This window comes from Acinetobacter sp. LMB-5, from assembly GCF_001541635.1.
Classification (GTDB): Bacteria; Pseudomonadota; Gammaproteobacteria; order Pseudomonadales; family Moraxellaceae; genus Acinetobacter; species Acinetobacter pittii.
On record NZ_LRDR01000007.1, the window covers coordinates 109043 to 132450 of the forward strand.

Sequence of the window (23408 nt, forward strand, 5' to 3'; positions counted from 1 at the left end):
GGTTATTTTCCATGTCATGGTTTAACTCCCGCAGAAGGCTGAGCAAGTGCTGAAACAGGATTTTCAGTTCTTGCTGGAGCAGCTTGAGCTGGCGCTTGCTGAGCAGACACCACACGAGCTGCTTTGTCGGCAGTGACTTTATCAACTAGTTGCATACCTGCATAACCACGGCTTGAACCAATACTGCCTGAATTACTGCTAATTAGACGGAAATTCATTTTTACAAATAATGATGGATCAGTTTTACTACGCCAAAGCATTTCAAATCCGCCATTTTGTTCCTTACGTTGAGCACTATCAATTAAACGGTTAATACCGTACTCACCTGGCTCATCAAAAATTGTATGTGTTTGGCCTTGTAAATCTACAGCGGTAATACGAGCACCTGGAATACTGCCTTGGTTTGGCCAAATGAAGTTAACCCACTGCTGAACACCGTTTTCATAAGTCATACGCTGACCATCAATATCAACGGTATATGAAAGCAATTGCGGGTTTGGAATTGGGTAGAACTGGAAGTTCGATTGGTTGGTTGCTGGCGCAGCTTGCGCTTGAGCATTCAACTCACCAGTTGCCATACCATTGGCTGGTGCAACATATCTTTGGAAATTCATAACGAATTGAGGATTTAAACTAATGCCTAAATCTTTCCAAGTTTTAGACGTTAACGTATAGCCACGACGAATCACAAATGGATCAAGACTTTCTTTTACAAAGCGAGAAATACTACCATTTTCACCCAAGATTTGACCAATTTCACTACTTGTTGCTTGTAAAGAAGCTGATGAGTTAAATGGATATTTCTTAGCAAGATTTGCTGTAAATGGTTGATAGGCTTGCATTACCCATAATTTATTAATTTCGTCTTGTGTAGGTATAATTAAACTCTCAAAAGCCTGCGTAAGTGGGCTAACTACTAATTTTTGCAGTAACCGCTGATCAATTTCATTGAAACCAACCGCCATTTTTTCATCTACAATTTTTTGAGTTTGGTTAAATACTGACGTTTGCTCATTAAGGGTTTGCTTGACTAATGTCATTGCATTAGGTCCAATTTCACCCGCATTTTTAAGCTCATTAAACTTACTACGAACGAGTGCTAAATTTGTCATATATTCATCAAGCAATGATTTACCTTGTTGATCATCGCGTTTGCGAACCAACTGGTAGAACATTTGGTATTCTTGAGAAATAGCGCCTTGGGCATTGTTTGCCACTTGATTAGCAACTTGCTTGTCATCATGATTTAAAACTTTACGTTTGAACCAAGCAATAAATCCTTTTTGTGGAGCTGCAAGCTCAGCTTGAACAACCGGATTATCCCAGTTTGTTTCGACTGCAACTCTTTCAATTAATGTTCTAATTGGAGAATTTTGTGGTTCACCTAAAACATCAATATTTTTTACTTGCTGAGCAAATTGGGCAGCTTTAGCATAATGAATACCACTTAAGAATTTTCTCCATTCAGCAATGTATTCCTGCTTATAAAGCGCTGTTAGCTGCTTTCTAATTTGCTCTGGACTGCCTGAGAAAGTTAAATCATCAGATTGACGACTATTTAACACCCAGTCTTTACTGTCTGTTGGCTTATCTGCAGCTTCCTCAATTGCTTTTTCTACATAGTCATTCCAAGCTTTTTGGGTAAATACGCCAGGTAATGCATAACTACCCAATACAATATTTTTATTTGCCTCACCCACAATCTGACTTACAGTCAGCGCTGGGAAACGTACTGCGGCACGCATTTTTATTTCGTTATAAACACGATCACGCGCTGGCATCCCTCGAACAACAGAGAGCAGCACTTGACGAGTTTGATCAACAATTTGCGAATCCGCTTCTAAAACTGGGAATTGTTTATCATTTGCTAAAGTCATTGCATACGACAAGATCTGTTCAGCTTCCTGAATCATATCTGCACGTGGCATTTGGCCTTTATTTGCATCTAACCAAGAACGCCAGAAACGCGTAACCTGATCGCTTAGATGACTAGCATCCATATATTGCGGATTGCTCATCATTAAATAAGCTTTTAATGCATTATAAGCATCTTGAGGATTGGTATCTGAAGGTTCCAAATATTGTTGAGATTGAGCAGTTTGCTTGATTTCAACATTCGTGTGGTTTGCTTTTAATGTTGCTTCATTATTTTTTACACGTTGCAAATATTGAGCAATATTTTGCTGTGTTGGTGTTAACACAATCTGCTTAACACCTTTTAAATATTCAGCTTTTAACTTTTCACGAAGCTCATTGCCCTGATATAAACCAAAACTAAACTTAAGTGGTCTATTTTCATCAAACTCATCTAACTGCTGTAAACGTCTTTGAAGAATCAGCAAAGCTTCTAATTGGGTAGATAGTTGCTGACCAGAGGCTCTTTCTAATTGAACGACTTTATTTAAATCTGCTTGAACTTCACCAATTAATTGCTGGTTATTACGATAAGACCAAACCCATACACCCAAAATTATTGAAACACCTGCTAAAGCACCAATAAATGCAATATAACGTTGACGTTTTCTGCCCGTATTTACATGCTGCTTAACAAGATCTTTATCTTTTAAAATAACATCTGAAAATAGACCATTTAAGAAATAGCCATGGTTAGGAGTAATTTTTGAGTGGTCTTTTAAATCATTTTGAGCAATTTGAGTCAGCTGGAATTCTTGTGCAATTTGTTCAGTCATTGGACTTTCAATGACACCTTCCTGCAAAGCACTGGTGAAGTAAAACCCACGGAAAACAGGTTGAAATTGATATGGGTTATCTTCAAAAAGTGTACCAATAAAGCTTTTTAAAGCTGGTTTTAATGTTTTAAATTCTAATGGGAAAGTCATTACACTTGGTGAGATATTTTGCGAATGACGGCGACTTAAATGAGTCGAACTTACCCCTTTTAGACCATCATAAAGAATAGTGTAATGTTTTTCGAACAAATCTACTGCGTTATGAGAAGAATTTTGCTCATATGGAAGCGTTGCTCCCCAAGCTTGGTTATATTCTTGAGCTTCATAAAATTCAAAAAACTCAGTAAAACCTGCAATCAAATCCATTTTTGAAAAAACTAAATAAACAGGTACTACCACTTCTAAACGTTCAGTTAGATCTTGAATACGAGCACGTAAATTTTTAGCAAGCTTTAATGAGTTTTCAGGACTTTGACTAATTAACTCAGCAATACTAACAATTAGAATCAAACCATTAACTGGTGCTTTAGAACGGTTCTTTTTTAAAATATTTAAGAAACCTAACCACTCGGAATGATCTTCGCTATAAACAGAATAACGACCCGCTGTATCGAGCAAAATACCTTCTGTAGAGAAGAACCAGTCACAATTTCGAGTACCACTTAAGCCAGCTGATACCATTTTCTGATGCGTTTCTTCAAAAGGAAACTTTAAACCAGAGTTATAAATAGCTGAACTTTTACCTGCGGCTGGGTTACCAATAACCATATACCAAGGAAGCTCATATAATGCAGCATTGCCTTTTTTATCACCCAACTTAGATTTACGAATCAGTTGAATTGATTCTTTCATTTGTTGACTAACTAGCTGAAGCTCTTCTTTATCTTTATTTTTGCCATATTCAGCTTGGTTATCTTTTTCGATCGCCTCAGCTAACTCTTCACCTTGAGCAGCATGCTTTCTTCGTTGAACAAGCCAATAGATACCATAAACAATAAGACCCAAAGCATAGGCAGTTGCTAAAGCCCAGAATATATGACGAGGAATTGAAGTATATGAAGACATCAATGCCACGAACAATGACAAGGCGATAATTGCTTTAGGATTCGTGATGTACTGCCACAAGTAGCCTAAAATTGTATGCATTCTATTCTCGTTCTAAGTCCAAAGTTTAAATTAGTTATTCAACACCATCGCATCATCTTCTGAGTTTTCAGTGATACTCTGCACAAACGTATGTGCTGACACCGTATTTTCTCCAAAGACAAAAGGAATGATATGTTCAGGGAAATGCATGCTCAGCATAAAGCCGTAAATATCAGCTAAATGTTGGGTATGCCCTAATGACGATTTCACATAAATATAGTGATGCGGTTCTACAGGCGTTTGAAGAAAGTGTTGCTGCAATTTCTTCGAAACTTTTACATCGGTTTGATCTGACAATATCAGTACATAAGGCTCATCACCTTCATGCTGAGGTAAATCATTAAATTCAAAATTATTAAAAAGCTTCGCTGTATCTTGTTGACCCACTACCACTTTCAGTGCTTTAGTCGGTTCTAATTCTTGAATTTTAACTAAAGGATCTGCGAGCAAACAGCTTGCTGCAAATTCAGCAGGAATATAATCTTTAATCATCCAAGATTTTTCATCAATTAGATCTTGATCAATTTCCGAATCAGCCACGACCAAAAAGAACATCTCATGCTCTCTTTTATGAATACCCTTTAATAAATGCATTAACTCTTGGTAAGCCAGTTGCTCTCCAAAAAAATGATATTCAATATGGATTTTTTGAGCAGGAATACCAATTTCAGTAAAAAACTCTAAAATTAATTCATTACTGTGGTCATCATTCCAGATATGTAACAAATCCTCCGAAAGAAGGATGTGTAGATTTAAGCGATTTAAGCGATAAACTTCTACAATCGGCATTTCAACATCGTCATATTCAGACTCGGGATCTACCCATGCTGGATGCATATGATATTCACGGGCTTGTTGCGACTCATAAAATAACGTTGAACGCTTTAAATGCTCAGCTAGAAGATATAAATTTTCTATATTTTGTTCGAGTTGCTGTCTTATTAATAACATCATACGAACTTGTCGTGGCGATGAGTAATCACTTTCCTCAAGATTCTCTTCATCCAAATCTTTAATACGGTAAGATAAAAGAGGTAATCCGTAAGAATTTAATAGTTGATCATCCAGCTCTGGACTTTTAAAGTTTTGTAGCTGCTCAATAATGCTTTCATTCTCACCAAAAGCATGTAAAGCAAAACCAGAATAAATATTGAAATCTAGCTGTTCTAATGATTGATCAGTTACCGCTGTTTGTTTTGAGTTAACGTCATCTTTATCTTGATTTATAGCTTGCTCTTTTTTGTCTTTATACGTTGTATAAGCGCTATAAATTAACCATGGCGATAAAATCACCAATGTAATTATTGCTGGTAAAACTAAGAAATAAAGGAAAAAATCTCCCTTATCAGGATTATATTGAACATCACGCCAGTAGAAAATAATAATTCCACTAACTACTGAAAAAATAGCAATGAACGAGAGTAATATTTTTTTAATCATATTGTCTCCCCAATAAGGCTATAGCAGGTTTCATGACTATGTACTTTTGGTTGTCGTGATAGGAGAAAAGAACCCTGCCCTAATCCACTCTGATTCTTATGAGTGAGACAAATAGGTTGTATTTCTGATTCATCCAAGATAAGCCGTAAATCTATTGATAAAGTTGGACTACACCACGTTTCTACAAGCTTTTTTAGCTTTAGGCTTAACTCTTGATTTGGTAAGAAACCGAGATATTGCTGACGTTTTAATGGTCCAATTTGAATTTCAATTTTTCCATCAATTTGCTGAATGGTTTCCCCACAAAAAGTATTAACACCAAGTAGGCTCGGCTGACTTCCACCTAAAGTTGTTAACTGATCACTCGCTAACTTAAAGGATTCTTGTACAAATTCTTTAATCGTAATTTCATGTTTAAAAATACACGACAGCATCGTTTTTAATGCATGAACTGTATTATTTTGTCCCTGCATTAATCCAGAGAATTCTGCAAAATATTCATCAAGATCAGCTTGTTGATGCTGCGAACGCACATAACCATTCAAAGCATGCAAAATATCTAAATAGTCATTTTTATGTTCTATCTCATATCTAATCGGTAGATTATAAGTAATACTAGAATCTACATATTGAGCAGTAAGCTTATGATTAAATAAGCTTAGAAACTCTTTAGTCTCAGCTCGTTGCTGACGTGGAGCTTGCTTAATCTTATTCGTATACGTATAAGGTAAAGCACCTTGTATACCAGTAAGACCAACAATTAAATTCGTGATATAAATCCGCTCGTCCGTTAATTCTAAATTTTCAATCTCTGTAGCAGGAAAATTTAAATTAAAAGATGTCTCAAACTTAAAATGATCACTCCAAGATGAACTAACTGTACGACTTGAATCGTGCCTTAATAGCCGTGTTGCTTGGATAAACTCAAAAGACTTTGGCTTTGTAAAGAGCTCAGCTGTTACAGAAGAGTCTTGCCACCAACGTTCTGACTGCATTGGTATAACTCCTGCTGAGATGAATAATCCTTAACAACCAAATCAACAAAACTATTAATTTGAACCTTTAAATTAAAAACACGACTTAATAACTGACTAAAAATGTATAGGCTATGACCTCTAAATACGGATGAATCAATTTGTAACTCTGCCTTTACTCCTCTTACAAACATTGGAAATGGCTTTCCATCTACAAGTTTGTGAGTAAGTGAAAATTCCAGATGTTTGATTGATTCAATAATTAGATAATTTTCTTTTGATAAAGGTAAGTTATATAAAGCAAGTAATTCTTTAATATGAGATACCGCATCACCTTTCATTAAAGCTAAACTATTTAATGAAAGGTGTGAAATAACACGCCACTGCTCACTCTGGCTTTGACCAAATTGATAAGGTTTTGTAGGTCTTTTTAAAACAATAGCGCGGCGAGCCAGACTACTATCATTAAGGTTTAATATATTATTAGATTGCCCTAATGCTTCATGCGGCAAGTCACGATTTGAGCATAATAGTTTTGTGCTAATAAAATCCGAACGTGTTGACGAAGGATTTAAATTTTTAGAAATAATTGAATAACCCATTTCGACAAAATTGGGCTGTAGCTTTTGATAGTTCACAGAATAGAAAAAACGTGCGGTGTCAGCATGATAATGACTCATGGCAAAAAAAGGTAGCACTGGAACATAGCTTTCTTCTTGACTCGTTTTTTCACGAACCATATTCATTTCAGTAATTGAATACACCTGATAAAACTCAGGATGATGAGCATCTGTAATCAGCGGATATTCTAATTGCTTATGTACAATTTTTTGTGGTTCAGCGTATTTTTCAAATAAATTAATAACTGGTGTAGTAAACAATTTAAAATTAGCGACATTTAATTCAGAATAATTTCGCACTACAGCTTGATCATTTAAATTTAATTTAAAATGTATAAGCAGTTCAAAATTACTATCTTCTAGAGATAAGCGCTTTAAAAAACCTAAATCGAGTTTTAGATAATTAAATTTTTCAGGAAAACAAAAATACTCCATCAGCAAACGATAAGCATGATGAGTATGCTGATCGAGTGGCAATAGACTTTCTTGCTCGGAAAAACCTGTTAACTCAAATGGATTTTTATCCAGTTCAACAATTTTCTGCCCTATTTTAATGGCAAAAGTTGTTCCCTTCTTAAAAATACTGTCTAGTACTTGAAGTGGAAAATTAGAAATCGCATCTAAATAAATAGGTAGTTTTTCATTTATTAAACATACATGAGCATGATTAAAAACTTCAAACTTAAAAGTTAAAGTCGCATTTTGACTTAAATGCATGTGTGCACTAGGTGTGCTTTTAAACTCTAGCGCTTGTAAATTTATAGGGAGTAATTTGACTTCTTGCGTAGTATTAAACTCACACTGAACCCCTTTAAAGCTACGTGACTTCAAGACTGTGTGAGCAGGAACAATATGTGCTTCTGTAAGCTGTTTTATTTTATTTATATCTTCAAAACTTATTACTGAACAAGCCGGAAAATGACGTAAGTATTGAGGGAACATCACCTCAAATAAAGAACGTGTAAATACGTCATAACTATCAGCTAGTTTCTTATCAATACGAGCAGAAATTAATGAAAATGCCTGTATAAGACGTTCGATATGCGGATCATCAATCTGCTCTTGATTTAAAGATAAACGCTGAGCAATTTTCGGATATTTTTGAGCAAATTCACGAGATTGCTGACCAAATTCCTGTAGTTGTTTTTCGTAAAAAGGTAAAAGCTCTTCTATCACAACACACCCACTATGCCTAGGTTCTCGCTGAAATTACATATTGCTGCGTTGTCGGTTTCAACAATGCATCAAAAACGACAGGTTCATACAGTGGATGAATATTTAGATACGCCTGAATGCTTAAACACAATGCCCCCATATTGTGCCCATCCAACAACATCTCTACCCGTATTTGTCTTAACCGAGGTTCATGAGCTGCAATTGACTGTTCAATAGATTGGCAAATCTTGTCACGATCTAGCGGATTGGCTGTAGAAAGCCCCACAAAATCAATAATACCGAACTGAAGTATAGATTTTTTAACTAGCGGGTAATCATCAACTACATGATCCAATTTAGCGACTCGACTGTTAAGTAAGTCTTCTAAATCTTTTGCTACCGATTCTCTTAATTGCTGAATAGAAAGACCTTTTGCATAATCTTCACTTTCAGGAATTAAGCGGTCAAACAAAGTTGAACGAAATCCATATGGATAAAGCCGATCTAAATTCATTCGAGTTCACAACAAGCATGCTTAAAGACAGCAGAGGCTAACTTTAAGTCAGCCTCCACCAAATATTCACTTAAACAATTACGCTGCGTAAGAAGCAGTATTGTTAGAAAGTGACCATTTCTTAGTAACAGCACCTTTAGCAGTACCGTTAATATCTTGTTGATTGTAAGTCCATTCAACAGCTGCGTATTTCAAACCAAACGCTTCTGTTGGAACACCTTCTTCATTAACTGTTGGAGTTACACTAGAAACTAGAACATGCTTCAATTTAATTTGTAAGTACTTGATGCGCTTATCACCATTTGCACGGTAGAAGTCGATTTGCACTTCATCAAATGTATAACCAGCTGAACATGCTTCCCATAATTTCGGGCTAGTTGCATCTAGATCTTTAACAAAAACCATATCTGAATGTTCAACACGTTCAGCAGTATGACCACCGACACTACTTGAAGTAGCAGATTTAGGTTGACGAATGTTATGAGACCAAGAGTTAACTTCTAACCAGCCTTTGTGCTCAGAGTCACGAGACTCTCCATCAACTTTGTATTTACCGCGAAACTCAACGTATATATCTTTCATTTAGAACTTTCCTATTTGTAATTTAAAGTTATTCTTTCGCTGACCTTTATTAATTTGAGGACTGAGGTAACTCAGTGACAAGTCGTAAAGAAACTGACAACTCGTCCAGCTGGAAGTGTGGTCGCAAGAAAACCACAGATTTGTAGTGACCTGGTTGAGCAGGATCTTCTACAACTTTTACAGACGCTTCACGTAGAGGGTATTGAGCTTTTGCTTCTTGAGAAGCACCATCATCAAGTAATACATACTGTGACAACCACTCATTTAAGAATGCTTCAACATTTCCAGCAGAAGCAAAGCTACCCACTTTATCTCTCATCATTGCTTTTAAATAATGAGCAATGCGTGAAACGGCCATGATGTACTGAATTTGACTCGATAAAGCAGAGTTAGCATTTGCTGTATCATTGTCATATTTTTTAGGTTTTTGAGTTGATTGGGCGCCAAAGAAAGCAGCGTAATCAGTGTTTTTACAATGCACTAAAGGAATAAAGCCTAAATCGCTTAATTCTTTTTCACGGCGATCAGTGATTGCAATTTCGGTTGGGCATTTGAATACAACTTCACCATCTTGTGTTTTAAAAGTGTGTACAGGCAAGCCTTCGACTAGACCACCACCCTCAACACCACGAATTGCAGCACACCAACCATGCATATCAAATGCATTTGTTAAACGAGTACCGAAAGCATAAGCAGCATTCATCCACAAATATTCATTGTGGTTTGCGCCTGAAACATCTTCTGCAAAGTTGAAGCCTTCAGTAGCTGTTCCTTCCTTTGGGTGATAAGGAAGACGTCCAAGCACATGTGGCAATGTTAAAGCGACATAACGAGCATCTTCACTGTCACGGAATGAACGCCATTGTACATATTCAGCTGTTTCAAAGATTTTTGAAACATCTCTAGGACGGTCAATATCAGTAAATGACTCTAGACCAAGAATGCTTGGGCTAGCTGCCGAAATAAATGGCGCATGAGCAGCTGCAGCAACATGAGAAATTTGCTCAAGCAAATACATGTCAGAAGGCGTACGATCAAATTCAAAATCACCAATGAGCGCTGAATATGGTGCACCACCAAAAGATCCGTATTCTTCCTCATAGATTTTTTTGAATAATGTACTTTGATCGAAATCTGTAGCGCCTTGGAAATCTTTTACCAACTCTTTCTTAGTCGTATTCAACATACGAATTTTAATAAGAGGGTTAGATGGTGTCTCTTGACAGAAATAATAAAGACCACGCCAAGTTGACTCAATTTTTTGGAATTGCTCATTGTGCATGATCTGACTTAATTGACTTGAAATCAGAGCATCAATTTCTGCAATACGCTTATCAATTGATAAAGTCATATTTTCAGAAACTGTAATTGTGCCTGCCATTACTTCTTTAGCAAGCTCACCGATTAAGCTTTTTGCACGCGAATGTTCTTCTTCATTTCGGGCAATACGACTTTCTTCAACAATCGAGTCTAAGAGATTAATCTGTTCATTTTCAACAAGTGGCATTACTGCAGATTGAGTATTATTCATGATCAGCCTCCGCACTTAATTTACGAATCTGATCTGTATTTTTTAGAACTTCATCAAGTAAGTCTTCTAAACGTTCACTGTTAGAAATTTTGTTTCTTAAGTCAGTTAAACGCTCACGAGCTTCAACAAGTTTCTTTAATGGATCAATCTGTTGAACCACATTTTCTGGACGAAAATCTTCCATTGACTTAAATGTTAAATCAACAGCGATCTTACCACCCTCTTCTGTCAAGGTATTGTCTACTTGGAAAGCAGCTCTTGGAGATAATGACTCCATAACTTCATCAATATTATCTAAATCAACATTAATGAATTTTTTATCTTTTAATTTTGTACGCTCAAGCTCAGATGCAGCCGAAAAATCACCCATCACACCCACAACGAATGGTAGTTCTTTCGCTTCTTTTGCATCACCAATTTCGACATCATATGTAAGCTGAACACGTGGAGGTCGAATTCGCTGAAGCTTCTTTTGTACGCTCTCTCTCTTAGCCATAAGATTCTATTCCGGATTATTTAATTAAAGGGTCAAAAGGCGAACTTTTTGATTTATTAACAGTGGCTGCAGGTGCAGTTTTAGGTTTTACGGTAGCCGTCTTAGTTAGGCTTGATACTCGTTTATTGGACGATTTAGAAGTACTCACTTTATTACGTGTTGCGTACTGTTTTTTATAACTTCTTTTTTCATTATCAGCTGAGCTACTTTCGGAACTCGCCTTAAAACTCGATGGGTCCGGAGCAGGCATAGCAGTATGAATATTTTCAATTAACTGCTTTGCAGGAGGATAAGTCACATCATTGCTTAAATATCTCAGTTCCTGAGTACGCATTTGCTGTAAAGAGTTATTTGCAATGCTCACACCAGATAAAAACAAGACATCTGTTATTAATGAACCGCGTATATTTTGACTTTGCAATTGACTTGCTAAATTCAATGCTTTAACTGGTTGATTGGTTTGATAAAACCGCATAGCAGCTTTAGCTAATAAATCATTTTTTTGAGTTGTATTATCGCTATCACAAACTTGTTTAAAAATATTCAATAGCTCAGGATCATTTTGGCCTTCAGCTAAAGGGTTCTTCTTAATACAACTTTTTTTAAGTTTTACAGGCTCTAGTTCTGCTGCTTGAGCATATGATAGACCGATAATGTTTCCAGTCAAAAAAAGTATCAAAATACTTCGTTTCAACACAACTTTCATTCCTCTGTTTTCTTATTTATTCAAGGCTTTACCGAAAAGTTAATATTCTTAAAACATTAAAAAATCAGTCTAAAAACCTTATATTCAAAAAATTTAGGCACAGTTTATCATATAAACAAACATATTTTATATAAAAATCATATCAACTTAAACTAAAAGTAAATAGTTAAGATGCTTATAAAATATAGCTTAATAAAGTTATTCTTATAAAAATATAATATTGTTATTTTTTGTAATTAAAAATAAGTTATTGAATTTCAAAAATTAAATTAAAATTAAAACTAAACTAAAAATTATCATAAATATCACTTAGTTAAGTTTTACGAAACATTTTCTTAAAAAGATTTTAGTTGATTTAAAAGATAAACAAATTAAATGATTGTAAAAGATACATTTCAAATTCATGAAAGTGGAAACTCAAAATAAATAAAAACAAAATTGTCAAGACTAATCGGTCTATTTAGTATATTTTGTTTAAGTTTTAATTTACTTGGCAACTTGCTAAAAGAGAAGTTCCTATAGACACTAGATACTCTTATTAAAACTTTGAGTAACATGTGTATAGCTTATACCCAGCTAAAGTTTTTAATCTATATAAATTCTTAAGAGCCTGTCTACTTGAAGGAAATTTACGCCAATGTACGTCTTTTAAAAGAAAGCATTAACATAATGCTTCTTTATAGCAAATTTGATTTCCTTTAAAGTATACATTTAATATATACAACCTAATGATTTTCAAGAAAATGATGAAACGGAATATAGCTGTTATCTTATTTTCAAGCATTGCTTTAAGTGCTTGTGCCAAATCTACTGAATCAAATCAAAAACAAACAAAGCCCTCACCTGAACTGGAGCAAAAAATTCAGAAATTGGTTGAGAAAACTAAAAAGAATATGATTTTTGTCGAAGGTGGTAGCTACCTAATGGGTGACTTTGGGCTAGTAACTCCTGAATTAGAAAAAACTGTACCTGATAGCATGGCAGTAAAAAATCCGAAAGGTAATACTGAAGAACCTAGCAATCAACCATTCTCTCCAGGGGCCGATAATAAAACACTTCATAAAGTTTCCCTTAGCAGTTTTAATATGAATGCTTATAAGACCACCTTAGAGGACTTTAATACTTTTACTGAAGCTACTGGACAAGTTGCGAGTACGGATAATAAACGTTATGGTTCAAATATTGCTCACGAAGTAGCAACTGGTATGGCTTGGCAACAAGCCAAAGAATACTGTCAGTGGCTTGGGCAACAAGTAGGTACACCGATGGACTTACCCACTGAAGCGCAATGGGAATATGTAGCCCGAAATAAAGGACAATATACTTTATTCGCAACGAATACAGGTAAAGTAGAACCAAAGAAAAACCTATGGGGATTAGATCAATATGATAACTACAGACATTCACATGACTTACAAACTGTCGCGAATATTCCGGTTATAGGTCAAACACCACCAAACCCTTTAGGTTTTTATGATCTTGTTACTAATAATTATGAATGGATGAATGATTGGTACGATAAAGATTATTACAAACACTCACCTAGCAATAACCCAATAGGACCAAAAACAGGTACTGAAAAGGTTTTACGAGGTACAGTAGCAATGGGAGCCGATAACTTAATGATGGCTGATGGTTTTAATATAGCTAGAAGTAAAGCCCTACCTATTCCAAATGATGAAAGTAAGTCAAAATATCGCTTATATTCCGTTCGTTGTGTTGCCAATATCCAGCAACCGATTAAATAACTTTAAGCCATATATGAACCATCAGAGTTTTGTTGATAATTTGCTGCAATAAACAATTCTGCATCAGTACCATCGACTTCAAGCGATGGTACAGCTTCCGTATTTAAAGCAACTAAAGCATCCGCATTAACAATACTTGGTTCACTCGCCATCTTTTCTCGTAATTTTTTTAATTCTCTTGGATTATTCATTGGTGCTTTTTCATGTAAAGGAATTGTTTTTACAACTTTTGAGCGTAATTTTTCATATTGCTCTACATATTCACTTCCACGTCCAACTGTATCTGAATTAAAAGCATATTCTTTTACAATATCTGAGACCTGAGACCAAACGCCATCATGTAAAAAAATCAAGAGTTGTTTTTCTAATTTTTTAATACTATTAGTTGATTTTGAACCATCAAAAGACATTCTTTGGAGAACATTTAACCATTCATTTTCTGTTGCAATAGTTTCAAAAATTGCAATAACAGCTTGCTTATGGCTAGGTAAATATGGAGACGTTAAAGAGGTCGGGTAGTCGGCTAAATGAGTAACTTTATTGTGTCTAGTCATTTGGTAGATTAGCATTCCCTTGGCTTCAGGGGTTGCTTGTTTTAGCCACTCCGGTTGTCTTTTAATTTTATTGGCTAAATCAACTGAATTTTTCGCATCGGAATACTTACTATTAAAATTATCAAACTCCTCAGCAATGTCATTGAGAGTTTTAGCAGTTATAGAATCATTACCCAGAGCAATTACAGCCAATTGACTTAAATTTCTAAAAGCATCTTCCGCAATAAAACCTAATATTGTGAATTGAGCGCGTATAAGCTGGTAGTGCACCCATTTCAACACTTCAAGCACCTGACTAAAATCAATAACGAAATCTAATGCACCTTTTGCCCCCAAACCAACACATAAGGCTGCTTTGGCCCTAAAACGGAATTGATTTTCTTGTGCCCAATAAAATAGTTTAAAATTAACTCCCGCTCCCAATCCAGCACTAGCAGCAAAATCCAATGCCAAACTCGCCAAAGCCTTGAAATCTTTAGCTTCCGGTGAAAGCCATTGAAATTCACCCGATGGTTTTATACCTGCTTCAGCCCCAGCAAATGCCTCAATTTGCCCCTCAGAACTTGCACCACTACCAGGAATAATACTTTCATCTCGATCCATTGGAACAAATCTTGGACGGTTTTCTCTCATATTATTGGCGAGTGAAGGATTTCGGTTTCGCCTACCATTGGCAGCTAATTGTTGTTGACCATCTTTACTGTAGCTGATCTCTAAACCAATTCCTGCGGCCACTTTTGCACCAGCAAAACCATAGAGCTCCATGCCAACAATAAACCGGAATGCCCCTAAGTCAATATCTTCAAAGTTCAGCATCCAACCTTTATCACATGGAATAACATAGGTAGTTTTTGCTTTCCCCTCAAACAAAACCAGCTTACCTTGGGCATTCACATTTGCCTTAGCATTCACTTCTCCACTTTCAGGTTTCCAACTCGCACTTGATGAGAAACCAGCGCCACCAACACATCTTAACCATTGAGATTGAATATCTACCGTTAAACTATCTGAAAGTTTAATTTGTTCAACAAAACCTGCACTAAAAGCAGAGAAGTCCCAAACCTTTGTTCCAGTTTGCTTGGAATATTTAGCTAAATCTAGACTGACTTTTTTAAACTCATTGTGAATAGCCTGTTCATTAATTTTCTTAAAGTCTTGCTTTATATCTTTAAGCTTCTTTAATTCAGATCCTAAGACTGTAACCTTAAAACTTTCTTTATTCTTTTTCTTTTGTTGTAATTGCATATATCTATCAGTACGTAAATATCGACGTCTGAAATCAAACTCTTGCGTGTTACCACTTGGATTTTTCTTTTGGCGTGCCTCAAAAGTAATAACCTCTGTCAAGTCAGCCGCTTTTTTGAAGTTTTTATTTAGCTCCTCTTCAATTTTCTTCTCTGCTTCTTTTATTTCATCTTCTGCTTTTTTAACACTAGAAACGCTACCAGATTTTATTGCCTCTGCTAATTTATTTTTAGCATCAAAAGAATTACCAAATAATTTATCTAGTTTCGAACTTTCTTTTTCAAACTCAGCATAGTCCTCTGCCGAAAGAACAATCATTTCCTCTCTATGCATATTTAAAATAACAGGAGGTTTTCCATTTCCCTGTAATGTTACTGTCGTATTCTCTTTTTGCTTAGTGGTTTTAGCAACAGATTTTAATTGAACGGTGACATAATTATTTTTACTAATTGTGGTGAAATGTTGTATATCTTTTTTATCTGGCTGGACATCCATATTTATAAACTTAAACTTTACAAATATAACTTCACCTTTTGGTGAATACAGAGGTGGTGTAAAACCATTTTTATCTACGATTTTCACTTTGACATTCGGTAAACTAATTTTCTTTTCTCTACCCTCTTTGTCAAAAGTGAAAGTTTCAAATGAAATATTATCAGATAATTTAGAGCCTCTAAAACCTTCTATTTTATAGCGGTAATATTGCTTAATCTGATACTCTATCGTGGTTACTCCTTGATTTTCTTGTTTTATCTGAATGCCTGACGCACCATTTATATTGATGGCCTTTTCCCATTCAGAATCATTTCGCTTAATCCAAAGATCATATTCTCCAACTGGCAAATACATTTCTTTGGTAAAACCCTTCATATCAGTTCTGTCTTCTCTGTTATGAACGAGGGTTATACTTTCTTGTGTATCTTTATACTTTGCCATATTTTGCGCTATTGCTTGGCCAGTAATCGGAGTGTTCTTCTTATATATGGATTTCATATCCAATGGCTGCACAAGAGGCTTAGGAATTTTTGTACTCGCTATTGCTATAGCTAGTTTATTTGCCTCACCAGGTCTTCTACCCTTTTCCGTTACAGAATAAAGCATGCCATGACAAGCAATCGCATCATTATCAGGCAACACGTTAATAAATAGTTTTAATTTAATCTTATTCATCACTTATTCTTCTTCAAAAGTTACAAAACCATCATGAACATGATCTTCTAAGCTAATCTGGATTTTCTGAGGTCCTTTGGTTGTGATTTTCTGAGTTTTACCCTGACCATCCGTTACACCACTAACCATTTCTCCATTTTGTAAAATCATCAAATACTTTTTATTTTTCAAAGGATTTCCATCCAAATCTTTCGCTATATAAGTTAAATGGTAGTCAGGTAACATCGCCAACTCAGGACTTTGCGTTGCCACCTTAACCCCTCCCATAAACAAATGCTGTCCGGCTTTCACCTCAAGCTTACCACCCGTGACTGGGAAAATACCCGAACCATTCAGCTTAACTTGAGATCCGTTTGCTGTCAGATTAATTTCAGTTGGGCTAGTAATAAAGACCGTATCTTCAGTTGAAGTAATCTGTACACCTTTTCGAGCAATCACATCTAAGCCATCACCTTGAGCCTGAATTTCTACTTTGCCCTTGCCAGCAAAAAGTCGAGCCCCCTCCTGAGCGGCAAATAGACTAATCTTTTGGCTCGCATGACTCACTATATTCTTTTGCGTACTAATATTAATGCTATCTCCAGCACTTTGAGTGAGCTGACCATTTGCACTGAGGTGTATATCTTCATTACTACTTACAGCAATACTTTTTGGAGATGCCAGCAGCATCACTGCTGATTGAAACTCAGCAGCTTTTTTAGGATCTTCTTGTTTAAGAACTTCTAAAAAAGTCTGAATATTCTCAAGCATATCTAACGGGTCAGTTTGCTGATTTTTAGCTACTTCACTAAGTGACTTAGCATTATTGAGACCGCCTTCGATTTGCTGTTTAGCCTCATTTGCATCAAGGTGTACACCTTGAGCTTGGTCCTGCTTGTGAGTACTAACGAGTAAGCCACTACCAGCTCGAACCGCGCCCCACTGATCTGTTCTAAGTTCAAACCCTTCACCACGACCTTCACTCTCCGCCTTATCTTTTGGATGGCTTAAGTTACCCAAGTTTAGTTGGCTTGCCGCGTGGCTACTTTGGAGCTGGGCACTGATCTGGCCTGTAGTGTCATCAAAACGTAGCTGGTTAAAGCCTTTACCGTCGACTTCTTCTGAGCGGATGCCGCTAAGTTTTTTAGTGTCGGGGAGCTGACCTTTCTGGTCGAACTGGGTTGGATGGCGTTCAGCTTCGTGAATACGCCCCACCACAAATGGACGGTCAATGTTGCCGTCAAAGAAGTCGATAACAACAATCTCACCCACGCGAGGTAAGAAGCGTGCACCATAACCTGCACCTGCCCATGGAGTCAGCACATCAACCCAAGCTGAGTCAGTGTCATTGTCATTACTTCCTGCTCCACCATCATGGCTGTGGTCATCTGTTCGGGTAAACAGGAAGCGGACTTTTATGCGTCCCCACTGGTCAACATGAATACTTTCACCCTCTAATCCAACCACTCTAGCGCGCTGCGGGTAAGCGGCTGGTCGATGTTCAAACGGGTTATACTCAGGAACAGTTTTTATATTTCTACGCGATAAGATGAGCTCATTACCCTGACGCTCAGTCTGGTCATTTGGCCCTGATTGATTGTTTTGCCATTGGCTTTGACTAAAAAGTTGATTGATTTGCTGTTGTAAATCTTTAGGCAAATTATTTTGTAAATAGAAGCTTTTACCAATAATCAGAAATTCTTTGTCTGATCCACTATGCGTATCTATTTCTGGATGTTCATTCAATTCAAACCAATAGCCAACTTGCGCATCACGTACCGTAGTTTGTGCACGGAAATATTTTGATTGAGACGCATAATAATCAGATAGATTATTGTTGAGTTTTTCTAGCTGCTGGTGACCCGATGCGGTAGCTTGATCTTCACCTTTTAAATCTTGCATCCAAGCAGGGCTGACATGCCATGCATGTTCTAGACTTAAACTTGCATTATCCTGATTAGCACTATGACTATGCTTTGACTGAACACTGCCCATGCCTTCTTCTTGACTTAAAGCATCAGCCTGCCAGCGTTGTACATGCACGGCGGTAGATTGCAAGCTTCGAGTTGGCACAAGGCTTATCATACTGTCTTGTTGTTCAACAGCGCTACTACGGTGATAACGGATATTTCTTCGGTCTAATGCTAAATATGATTCATTATTATCAATTAAACGTAACTTTTGCGGTTGAATCTCAACTGAGCTATGAGTGGCAAACAACTGAGCTTCATCAATTAACCAGTTAATGCCTTCACTACGCCAAAGTCGGGTTAAAAATTCATAATCCGTTTCATTACTTTGCATGATAAAAGGTCGAACATCGTATTCTTCGGTTAGACCTTTTAAATCCAATGTTAAACCAGAAGTAAACAACGGGCTTTTGTTCTGCCATTCTGTAAATAGAATTTCAGTAATGTCCCGTATACTTTTATTCATAAAAACACGGCTATTTCGGCGTTTATGCCATAGTGCGGTCGGATCTTGTAATCTCAGTTTATACAATGTTAATGAACCATCACTCTGCCCCTGACTGGCTTCTGCAATAATTCCTGTAGTTCTAAATAATTGCCCTTGATCAGTTACTTGATCGAGTGCAACCTGACAACCAATAAAGTGTTTTAATGAAATATGGGCATTGGTAGAAAGACAAAATAAATCGGCAGTCAGTCCTTCATTTAACTGATGCTGCCCTTCGATACTTTGTAAAAAGACTTGAGTATTCAACGATGGATTAGAAAACTGAACATGAAGCACGCGTTTTTGCGAGCTGATACCCAAATCTTCTAGAATTCTATGTATATGAGATAACATCTTTTTTATGAAAACTTTGTCAGGATTGGCATTATTTTATAAAATACAGAAACATCTGTCTATTTTGTAAAGAAAAACTTAACCATATGAATACAAGAGACGATGAAGCTAATAAACGTAATAAAGATACAAAGTGAATTAACAACTTACTCTATTAACTCACTTTTAACGATTATTAATTTTTTAGTATTCCAATAAATCTATTAACACCTCTACTAATTATTTAAAAATTCAATTTTGATTTTTTCAAAATTTTCAATAGGAATGACTACTTTAAAACTTCCTATAACTTTAAAAAAAGTTTTAAATTTACTTTCTCTCAAACCATATCCACTGCTATTACCTTCTCTCACTTCATACATAAAATCACCAAAATCTGTAGAAGGAATATAAACCCCATTTTTTACATTTAGTGTATCTTTTATATTTTCAATAGATAAAAAACATATACCATCACTTTTACTCGAGAAACTACTAAAAAAGTTTTGAAAAGGAAAAGTGATACGGATAATTTTATCAAAATAATCATGGGCTATAGTCAACATAATTTCATGTTGATCACAACTCAAATCCAATAACTTTGAATTATCGCTGTTTTTAATTATCTCTAATAGACTGATCGACATCCTCAAGTCCTTTCATATTTACTATAAAAGCTATTTACCATATCTGAACTTTCAATTGTGCATATAAATAAAATATTGAAATTACTTGATTACTTACAATTTCATCTTATAGAATTTTCATAAAAAACTAATAAAGATTTTTATGAGTTAAAAAATATAAATTTAGTCTCTATTCTTCCTTCCATACATCTTCGTAACCCTGTTTATCTATTACAAATCTAAACCCTTCTTCTAACGCCAAATAAGGAATAACTTCGGGAAGATAGTTTTCTAAATGAGATATATGTATTGGTTTAAAGAAATCATCATCTTCAGAAAATTCTCCACAATAAAAAAACCATGAAATATTTTCCCCTTCCTCTAGTACATTACGTATACCTGTAATTGGTATTTTTCCTAATGAATCCAAAGCTACAGCAACCATTTCATTCTTTGAAGGTTGAACAAACTTAGAATTAAATTTCATACAATTACACTTTTGTGCATCTATTACTGAGTTCAAAAAATTCTCTGCTTTTTTAAATTAAATTCAAAAAATCACCAAGTAATACAATATCAATCATTAACCTAAAACTCACCTTCCTTAATATTTTTCATGGACTCAATATTTCCCCATTCATACTTAAACTCAATAAGCCCATCCAATTTAGTTTTTATTGAAAATATATTTTTTTCTATAAAATAACTTTCAATAATATTTGAAAAACTTATATTTTTAATTAACAACTCATCCACTCCAATAAAACTAATATCTATATATAATGAAAAATCTTCCCTCTTAAATACAAATCTAACTTCAAGAGTCGGATCATTATTAGAAATTATAACTTTAGTAATTTCTATATTTTGACAATCTAAATTATGACTTCTTAAAGCCATTGGATTTAACAAATTAATTCTTTCTATCATTTACTATTCCTGCAATCAAAATAAAAATGATCATCCATTCCGTCAACCGTACCCGTACGTGTATTTTCAGCGGGTCTAACATTATGATGGGACGGTTGATTACCTTTTCCACCTGCTTCACCAAAATCATGTCCAGCTGAATGATCCTGAATTACAATTTCTTTTCCTTTAACATTATATGTCAACTCTCGAGTCATTATTGGCATATTATTCTGATTAAGAATTCTTTTACCATTTTTGTCTGTTAAAGGAACCATTTTTTGCCTAATAGGTTGCTGGCTCATTGGAATACCTAGTTTTTTCCTAATATCTCTTAAACTTGCTCTTCTATATTTACTACAAGTTAAACCTAACTGATCAACCCAATTATTAGGATTCGGTGCATACGCATAAACATTTAATCCACCGAATAAACCAATCGGATCTTTGGAAATAAAACGTCCAACATAAGGCGAATAATAACGATAACGGTTGTAATGAAGCCCTGTTTCGCCATCAAAATACTGACCTTGAAAACGGATGTTATTGCTAATAATTTCTGACTTTTCAAAGAAATCTGACTTAGCCTGTTCTACCTTACACTCACCCCAAGCTTTATATTGAGCTATCCAAACAATGGCGCCTGTCAGGTTACTCATTTCTTGCGGTGTACCTAAATGGTCACAGTGATAGAACCATACATCATCAAAACCTTGACTTTGTTTTACTGTATTCCAAAGAGGGTCTTTATAAATGCTATATGTTTTTTCTGTCCAGTCTTGGGTTTGATGTAGCTCAATCGGGTGATGATACACCGCTTGTAACAAAGGCACGAAACTATCTTTTTCGTAGAAATAGTGTTTTGTTAAATCAGCACTAGATTCATACGCTAAAGTATCACTATCCCACCCATAAATAGTGTTCTGCTCTTGACCTGTATGGTGATGCTTACTTCTTTTTTGAATACGTCGACCTAAAGCATCATAGCGATATTCTGCCGTATATTGATTGTTTCGACTACGAACAAGACGTCCCAATACATCCCACTCAAGATTTAAATCACCTTGTGATGACTTTTGTCGAATCAGCTGTCCAAAAGCATCATATTGATATTGTTGGTCAAGATATTCTTGTACGACGTTATTGACTAAGCGGTTATAGCTATAACCTTTTTCACTAGAAATGTGCTGTGCGGATTGCTCTTTGGTACTGTTATATCGATCTAGAATATTACTTGCCGGGTCAAAATTAAAAGTCTCTTTCCCAAGCTTACTGGTTGCCTCTAATAAACGCCCAACAGGATCATATTTATAGTGAATGGTTCCACGACGAGTATCCTTAATGAGCGTTAACTCACCTGTTTTATCGTAGTGATATAAGCGTTCAATCAATTGATTGGTATGCTGGATAGCATTATTTTTAGTTTGGGCCTGATAACCTTTGTCATGCCCATTCAACATTAATTGCTGAGTTAAGCGGCCTACTTCATCATAACGTTGTTGTTGGCTAAGGCCATTTGCATAGTGGCGTAATGTCTCTCTATGTAAATCATCACGTTCAAAGCTAACAACATCTTCACCATTTAAAGCCACGCCATAGACATGTCCACTTCCATAAGTCAGCCAATCTATTTTCTGTCCATCAGGTCGGATGGTTGTAGTTCGATTATTTAATTCATCATAGACATGTTTTCATACAGCAGTTTTCTGTGTCACAACGTCTTGATAATGTTCTTTAATTAAATTGCCTGCTGCATCGTAAAACCACTGTAAGTTGGTTTCAGCATTTTTAGCTTGAACTAAATGACCTAGGCCATCATAAGAAAATTCTTCTATTTGCTTTTCTTCAAGCTCTTGCCCTTGATAACCATATCCTGCTGTACGTTGTTCTAAACGTCCCATGCTATCAAAAATAAATTGCTGAATACGGTCTTTAGGTGCAGCACGATCTTTAAAATCTTGACCATAGGCAGAAGCGACTTCAATGCTACTAGTTAAACGACCATTATATTCATCGTACGTATAAACAGTTTCTTTGCCATCAAAATCAATTTCTTTTACTAATCGACCCGCAACATCATAAATAAATTCATAACTTGCACCATTTTCATTAATGAGTCGGGTTAGACGCCCCAATCGATCCCATTTATATTTTAATTTGTGGTTTAAAGCATCTGTACGAGACAGAATTAAACCCGCCTCATCATATTCATAGCGAGTGATGTTCTGTTTAGGATCTATATGTGCCAGTAAACGCCCTTCAGCATCATGAATGAAGTGTTCTTCTGTGCCATCAGCATGTTTAATCTTTTCAAGTTGACCAAAAGCATTCAGAGGTAAACCTTTTATAATTGGTTCTCGATTTTCTAAGGTAAGTTCAGTATAAAAATACTCAACTTTTTGATTTAATGCATTTTCAATACTTATTACACGACCACGCTCATCATATTGCCACTTGGTCTCTTTACCTATATCTAATTTTTTATTTACGATTTAACAATCAATCTCTTATCCCTCCCCTTCAAAGAAGAGGG

At 35.7% G+C, this 23408-nt stretch carries 16 protein-coding genes and 1 pseudogene; 1 reads left to right on the forward strand and 16 read right to left on the reverse strand.

All coding sequences use genetic code 11. The features are described from left to right. Positions 1-14 precede the first annotated feature (14 nt). The 9 genes from tssM to AW165_RS11255 form a co-directional block, all read right to left on the reverse strand. Positions 15-3836, reverse strand: coding sequence for a type VI secretion system membrane subunit TssM (gene tssM / locus AW165_RS11215; protein WP_060465871.1), 3822 nt, complete (start codon positions 3834-3836; stop codon positions 15-17). A 30-nt stretch (positions 3837-3866) separates the two neighbouring features. Next, a complete protein-coding gene (locus AW165_RS11220; protein WP_060465872.1) occupies positions 3867-5276 on the reverse strand; it encodes a hypothetical protein in 1410 nt (469 codons plus the stop codon). Continuing rightward, complete coding sequence (tssG, locus tag AW165_RS11225) at positions 5273-6271, reverse strand: type VI secretion system baseplate subunit TssG (RefSeq protein ID WP_060465873.1); 999 nt, start codon at positions 6269-6271, stop codon at positions 5273-5275. Before tssG ends, AW165_RS11220 begins: the two co-directional genes overlap by 4 nt. After that, on the reverse strand, positions 6235-8046 hold the full coding sequence (gene tssF, locus AW165_RS11230; protein ID WP_060465874.1) for a type VI secretion system baseplate subunit TssF: 1812 nt from the start codon (positions 8044-8046) through the stop codon (positions 6235-6237). The genes tssG and tssF overlap by 37 nt, the downstream gene beginning before the upstream one ends. A gap of 16 nt (positions 8047-8062) precedes the next feature. Continuing rightward, the gene (tssE, locus tag AW165_RS11235; protein ID WP_002048404.1) at positions 8063-8539 is read right to left on the reverse strand and encodes a type VI secretion system baseplate subunit TssE; all 477 of its coding nucleotides are present in this window, start codon (positions 8537-8539) and stop codon (positions 8063-8065) included. A gap of 78 nt (positions 8540-8617) precedes the next feature. Beyond that, positions 8618-9121 carry an Hcp family type VI secretion system effector gene (locus tag AW165_RS11240; RefSeq protein ID WP_000653195.1) on the reverse strand — a complete coding sequence of 168 codons (504 nt, stop codon included), beginning with the start codon at positions 9119-9121 and terminating at the stop codon, positions 8618-8620. Positions 9122-9170: 49 nt separating this feature from the next. Further along, positions 9171-10652: a type VI secretion system contractile sheath large subunit gene (tssC, locus tag AW165_RS11245; RefSeq protein WP_033850377.1), complete on the reverse strand. Its 1482-nt coding sequence runs from the start codon at positions 10650-10652 to the stop codon at positions 9171-9173. Further along, complete coding sequence (gene tssB / locus AW165_RS11250; RefSeq protein WP_060465875.1) at positions 10645-11148, reverse strand: type VI secretion system contractile sheath small subunit; 504 nt, start codon at positions 11146-11148, stop codon at positions 10645-10647. Before tssB ends, tssC begins: the two co-directional genes overlap by 8 nt. A 16-nt stretch (positions 11149-11164) precedes the next feature. After that, positions 11165-11854: a hypothetical protein gene (locus tag AW165_RS11255; protein WP_060465876.1), complete on the reverse strand. Its 690-nt coding sequence runs from the start codon at positions 11852-11854 to the stop codon at positions 11165-11167. 743 nt (positions 11855-12597) lie between these two features. On the opposite strand from AW165_RS11255, the gene AW165_RS11260 reads away from it, so the two are divergent. Continuing rightward, entirely contained in the window at positions 12598-13602 is a 1005-nt protein-coding gene (locus AW165_RS11260; protein WP_031947927.1) for a formylglycine-generating enzyme family protein, read from the forward strand. A 2-nt stretch (positions 13603-13604) separates the two neighbouring features. Here the strand turns inward: AW165_RS11260 and AW165_RS11265 are convergent, their stop codons facing one another. The 7 genes and pseudogenes from AW165_RS11265 to AW165_RS11290 form a co-directional block, all read right to left on the reverse strand. After that, positions 13605-16571 (reverse strand): ATPase, encoded by a 2967-nt coding sequence (locus tag AW165_RS11265; RefSeq protein WP_228138751.1) that lies wholly within the window; start codon positions 16569-16571, stop codon positions 13605-13607. A gap of 3 nt (positions 16572-16574) precedes the next feature. Then, positions 16575-19361: a DUF2345 domain-containing protein gene (locus AW165_RS11270; protein WP_060465878.1), complete on the reverse strand. Its 2787-nt coding sequence runs from the start codon at positions 19359-19361 to the stop codon at positions 16575-16577. Positions 19362-19576: 215 nt separating this feature from the next. Then, positions 19577-19987 (reverse strand): hypothetical protein, encoded by a 411-nt coding sequence (locus AW165_RS11275; protein WP_214288313.1) that lies wholly within the window; start codon positions 19985-19987, stop codon positions 19577-19579. Positions 19988-20156: 169 nt separating this feature from the next. Then, complete coding sequence (locus AW165_RS11280) at positions 20157-20453, reverse strand: hypothetical protein (protein ID WP_060465879.1); 297 nt, start codon at positions 20451-20453, stop codon at positions 20157-20159. A 101-nt stretch (positions 20454-20554) separates the two neighbouring features. Next, positions 20555-20896: a hypothetical protein gene (locus AW165_RS11285; protein WP_060465880.1), complete on the reverse strand. Its 342-nt coding sequence runs from the start codon at positions 20894-20896 to the stop codon at positions 20555-20557. Beyond that, on the reverse strand, positions 20893-21180 hold the full coding sequence (locus AW165_RS19640; protein WP_155859640.1) for an HNH/endonuclease VII fold putative polymorphic toxin: 288 nt from the start codon (positions 21178-21180) through the stop codon (positions 20893-20895). The genes AW165_RS11285 and AW165_RS19640 overlap by 4 nt, the downstream gene beginning before the upstream one ends. Positions 21181-21222: 42 nt before the next feature. Continuing rightward, positions 21223-23343, reverse strand: a pseudogene (locus AW165_RS11290) (RHS repeat-associated core domain-containing protein); the annotation flags it as partial. Positions 23344-23408: the final 65 nt, after the last annotated feature.

Bases quoted from the DNA above. Each gene is read 5' to 3' on its own strand.
- AW165_RS11275 (WP_214288313.1), bottom strand. From the start codon at position 19,987: ATGTCGATCAGTCTATTAGAGATAATTAAAAACAGCGATAATTCAAAG.
- tssG (WP_060465873.1), bottom strand. From the start codon at position 6,271: ATGCAGTCAGAACGTTGGTGGCAAGACTCTTCTGTAACAGCTGAGCTC.
- AW165_RS11285 (WP_060465880.1), bottom strand. From the start codon at position 20,896: ATGATAGAAAGAATTAATTTGTTAAATCCAATGGCTTTAAGAAGTCAT.
- AW165_RS11265 (WP_228138751.1), bottom strand. From the start codon at position 16,571: ATGAATAAGATTAAATTAAAACTATTTATTAACGTGTTGCCTGATAAT.
- AW165_RS19640 (WP_155859640.1), bottom strand. From the start codon at position 21,180: ATGAGCCAGCAACCTATTAGGCAAAAAATGGTTCCTTTAACAGACAAA.
- tssM (WP_060465871.1), bottom strand. From the start codon at position 3,836: ATGCATACAATTTTAGGCTACTTGTGGCAGTACATCACGAATCCTAAA.
- tssE (WP_002048404.1), bottom strand. From the start codon at position 8,539: ATGAATTTAGATCGGCTTTATCCATATGGATTTCGTTCAACTTTGTTT.
- tssB (WP_060465875.1), bottom strand. From the start codon at position 11,148: ATGGCTAAGAGAGAGAGCGTACAAAAGAAGCTTCAGCGAATTCGACCT.
- AW165_RS11255 (WP_060465876.1), bottom strand. From the start codon at position 11,854: ATGAAAGTTGTGTTGAAACGAAGTATTTTGATACTTTTTTTGACTGGA.
- AW165_RS11220 (WP_060465872.1), bottom strand. From the start codon at position 5,276: ATGATTAAAAAAATATTACTCTCGTTCATTGCTATTTTTTCAGTAGTT.
- AW165_RS11270 (WP_060465878.1), bottom strand. From the start codon at position 19,361: ATGTTATCTCATATACATAGAATTCTAGAAGATTTGGGTATCAGCTCG.
- tssC (WP_033850377.1), bottom strand. From the start codon at position 10,652: ATGAATAATACTCAATCTGCAGTAATGCCACTTGTTGAAAATGAACAG.
- AW165_RS11280 (WP_060465879.1), bottom strand. From the start codon at position 20,453: ATGAAATTTAATTCTAAGTTTGTTCAACCTTCAAAGAATGAAATGGTT.
- AW165_RS11260 (WP_031947927.1), top strand. From the start codon at position 12,598: ATGATGAAACGGAATATAGCTGTTATCTTATTTTCAAGCATTGCTTTA.
- AW165_RS11240 (WP_000653195.1), bottom strand. From the start codon at position 9,121: ATGAAAGATATATACGTTGAGTTTCGCGGTAAATACAAAGTTGATGGA.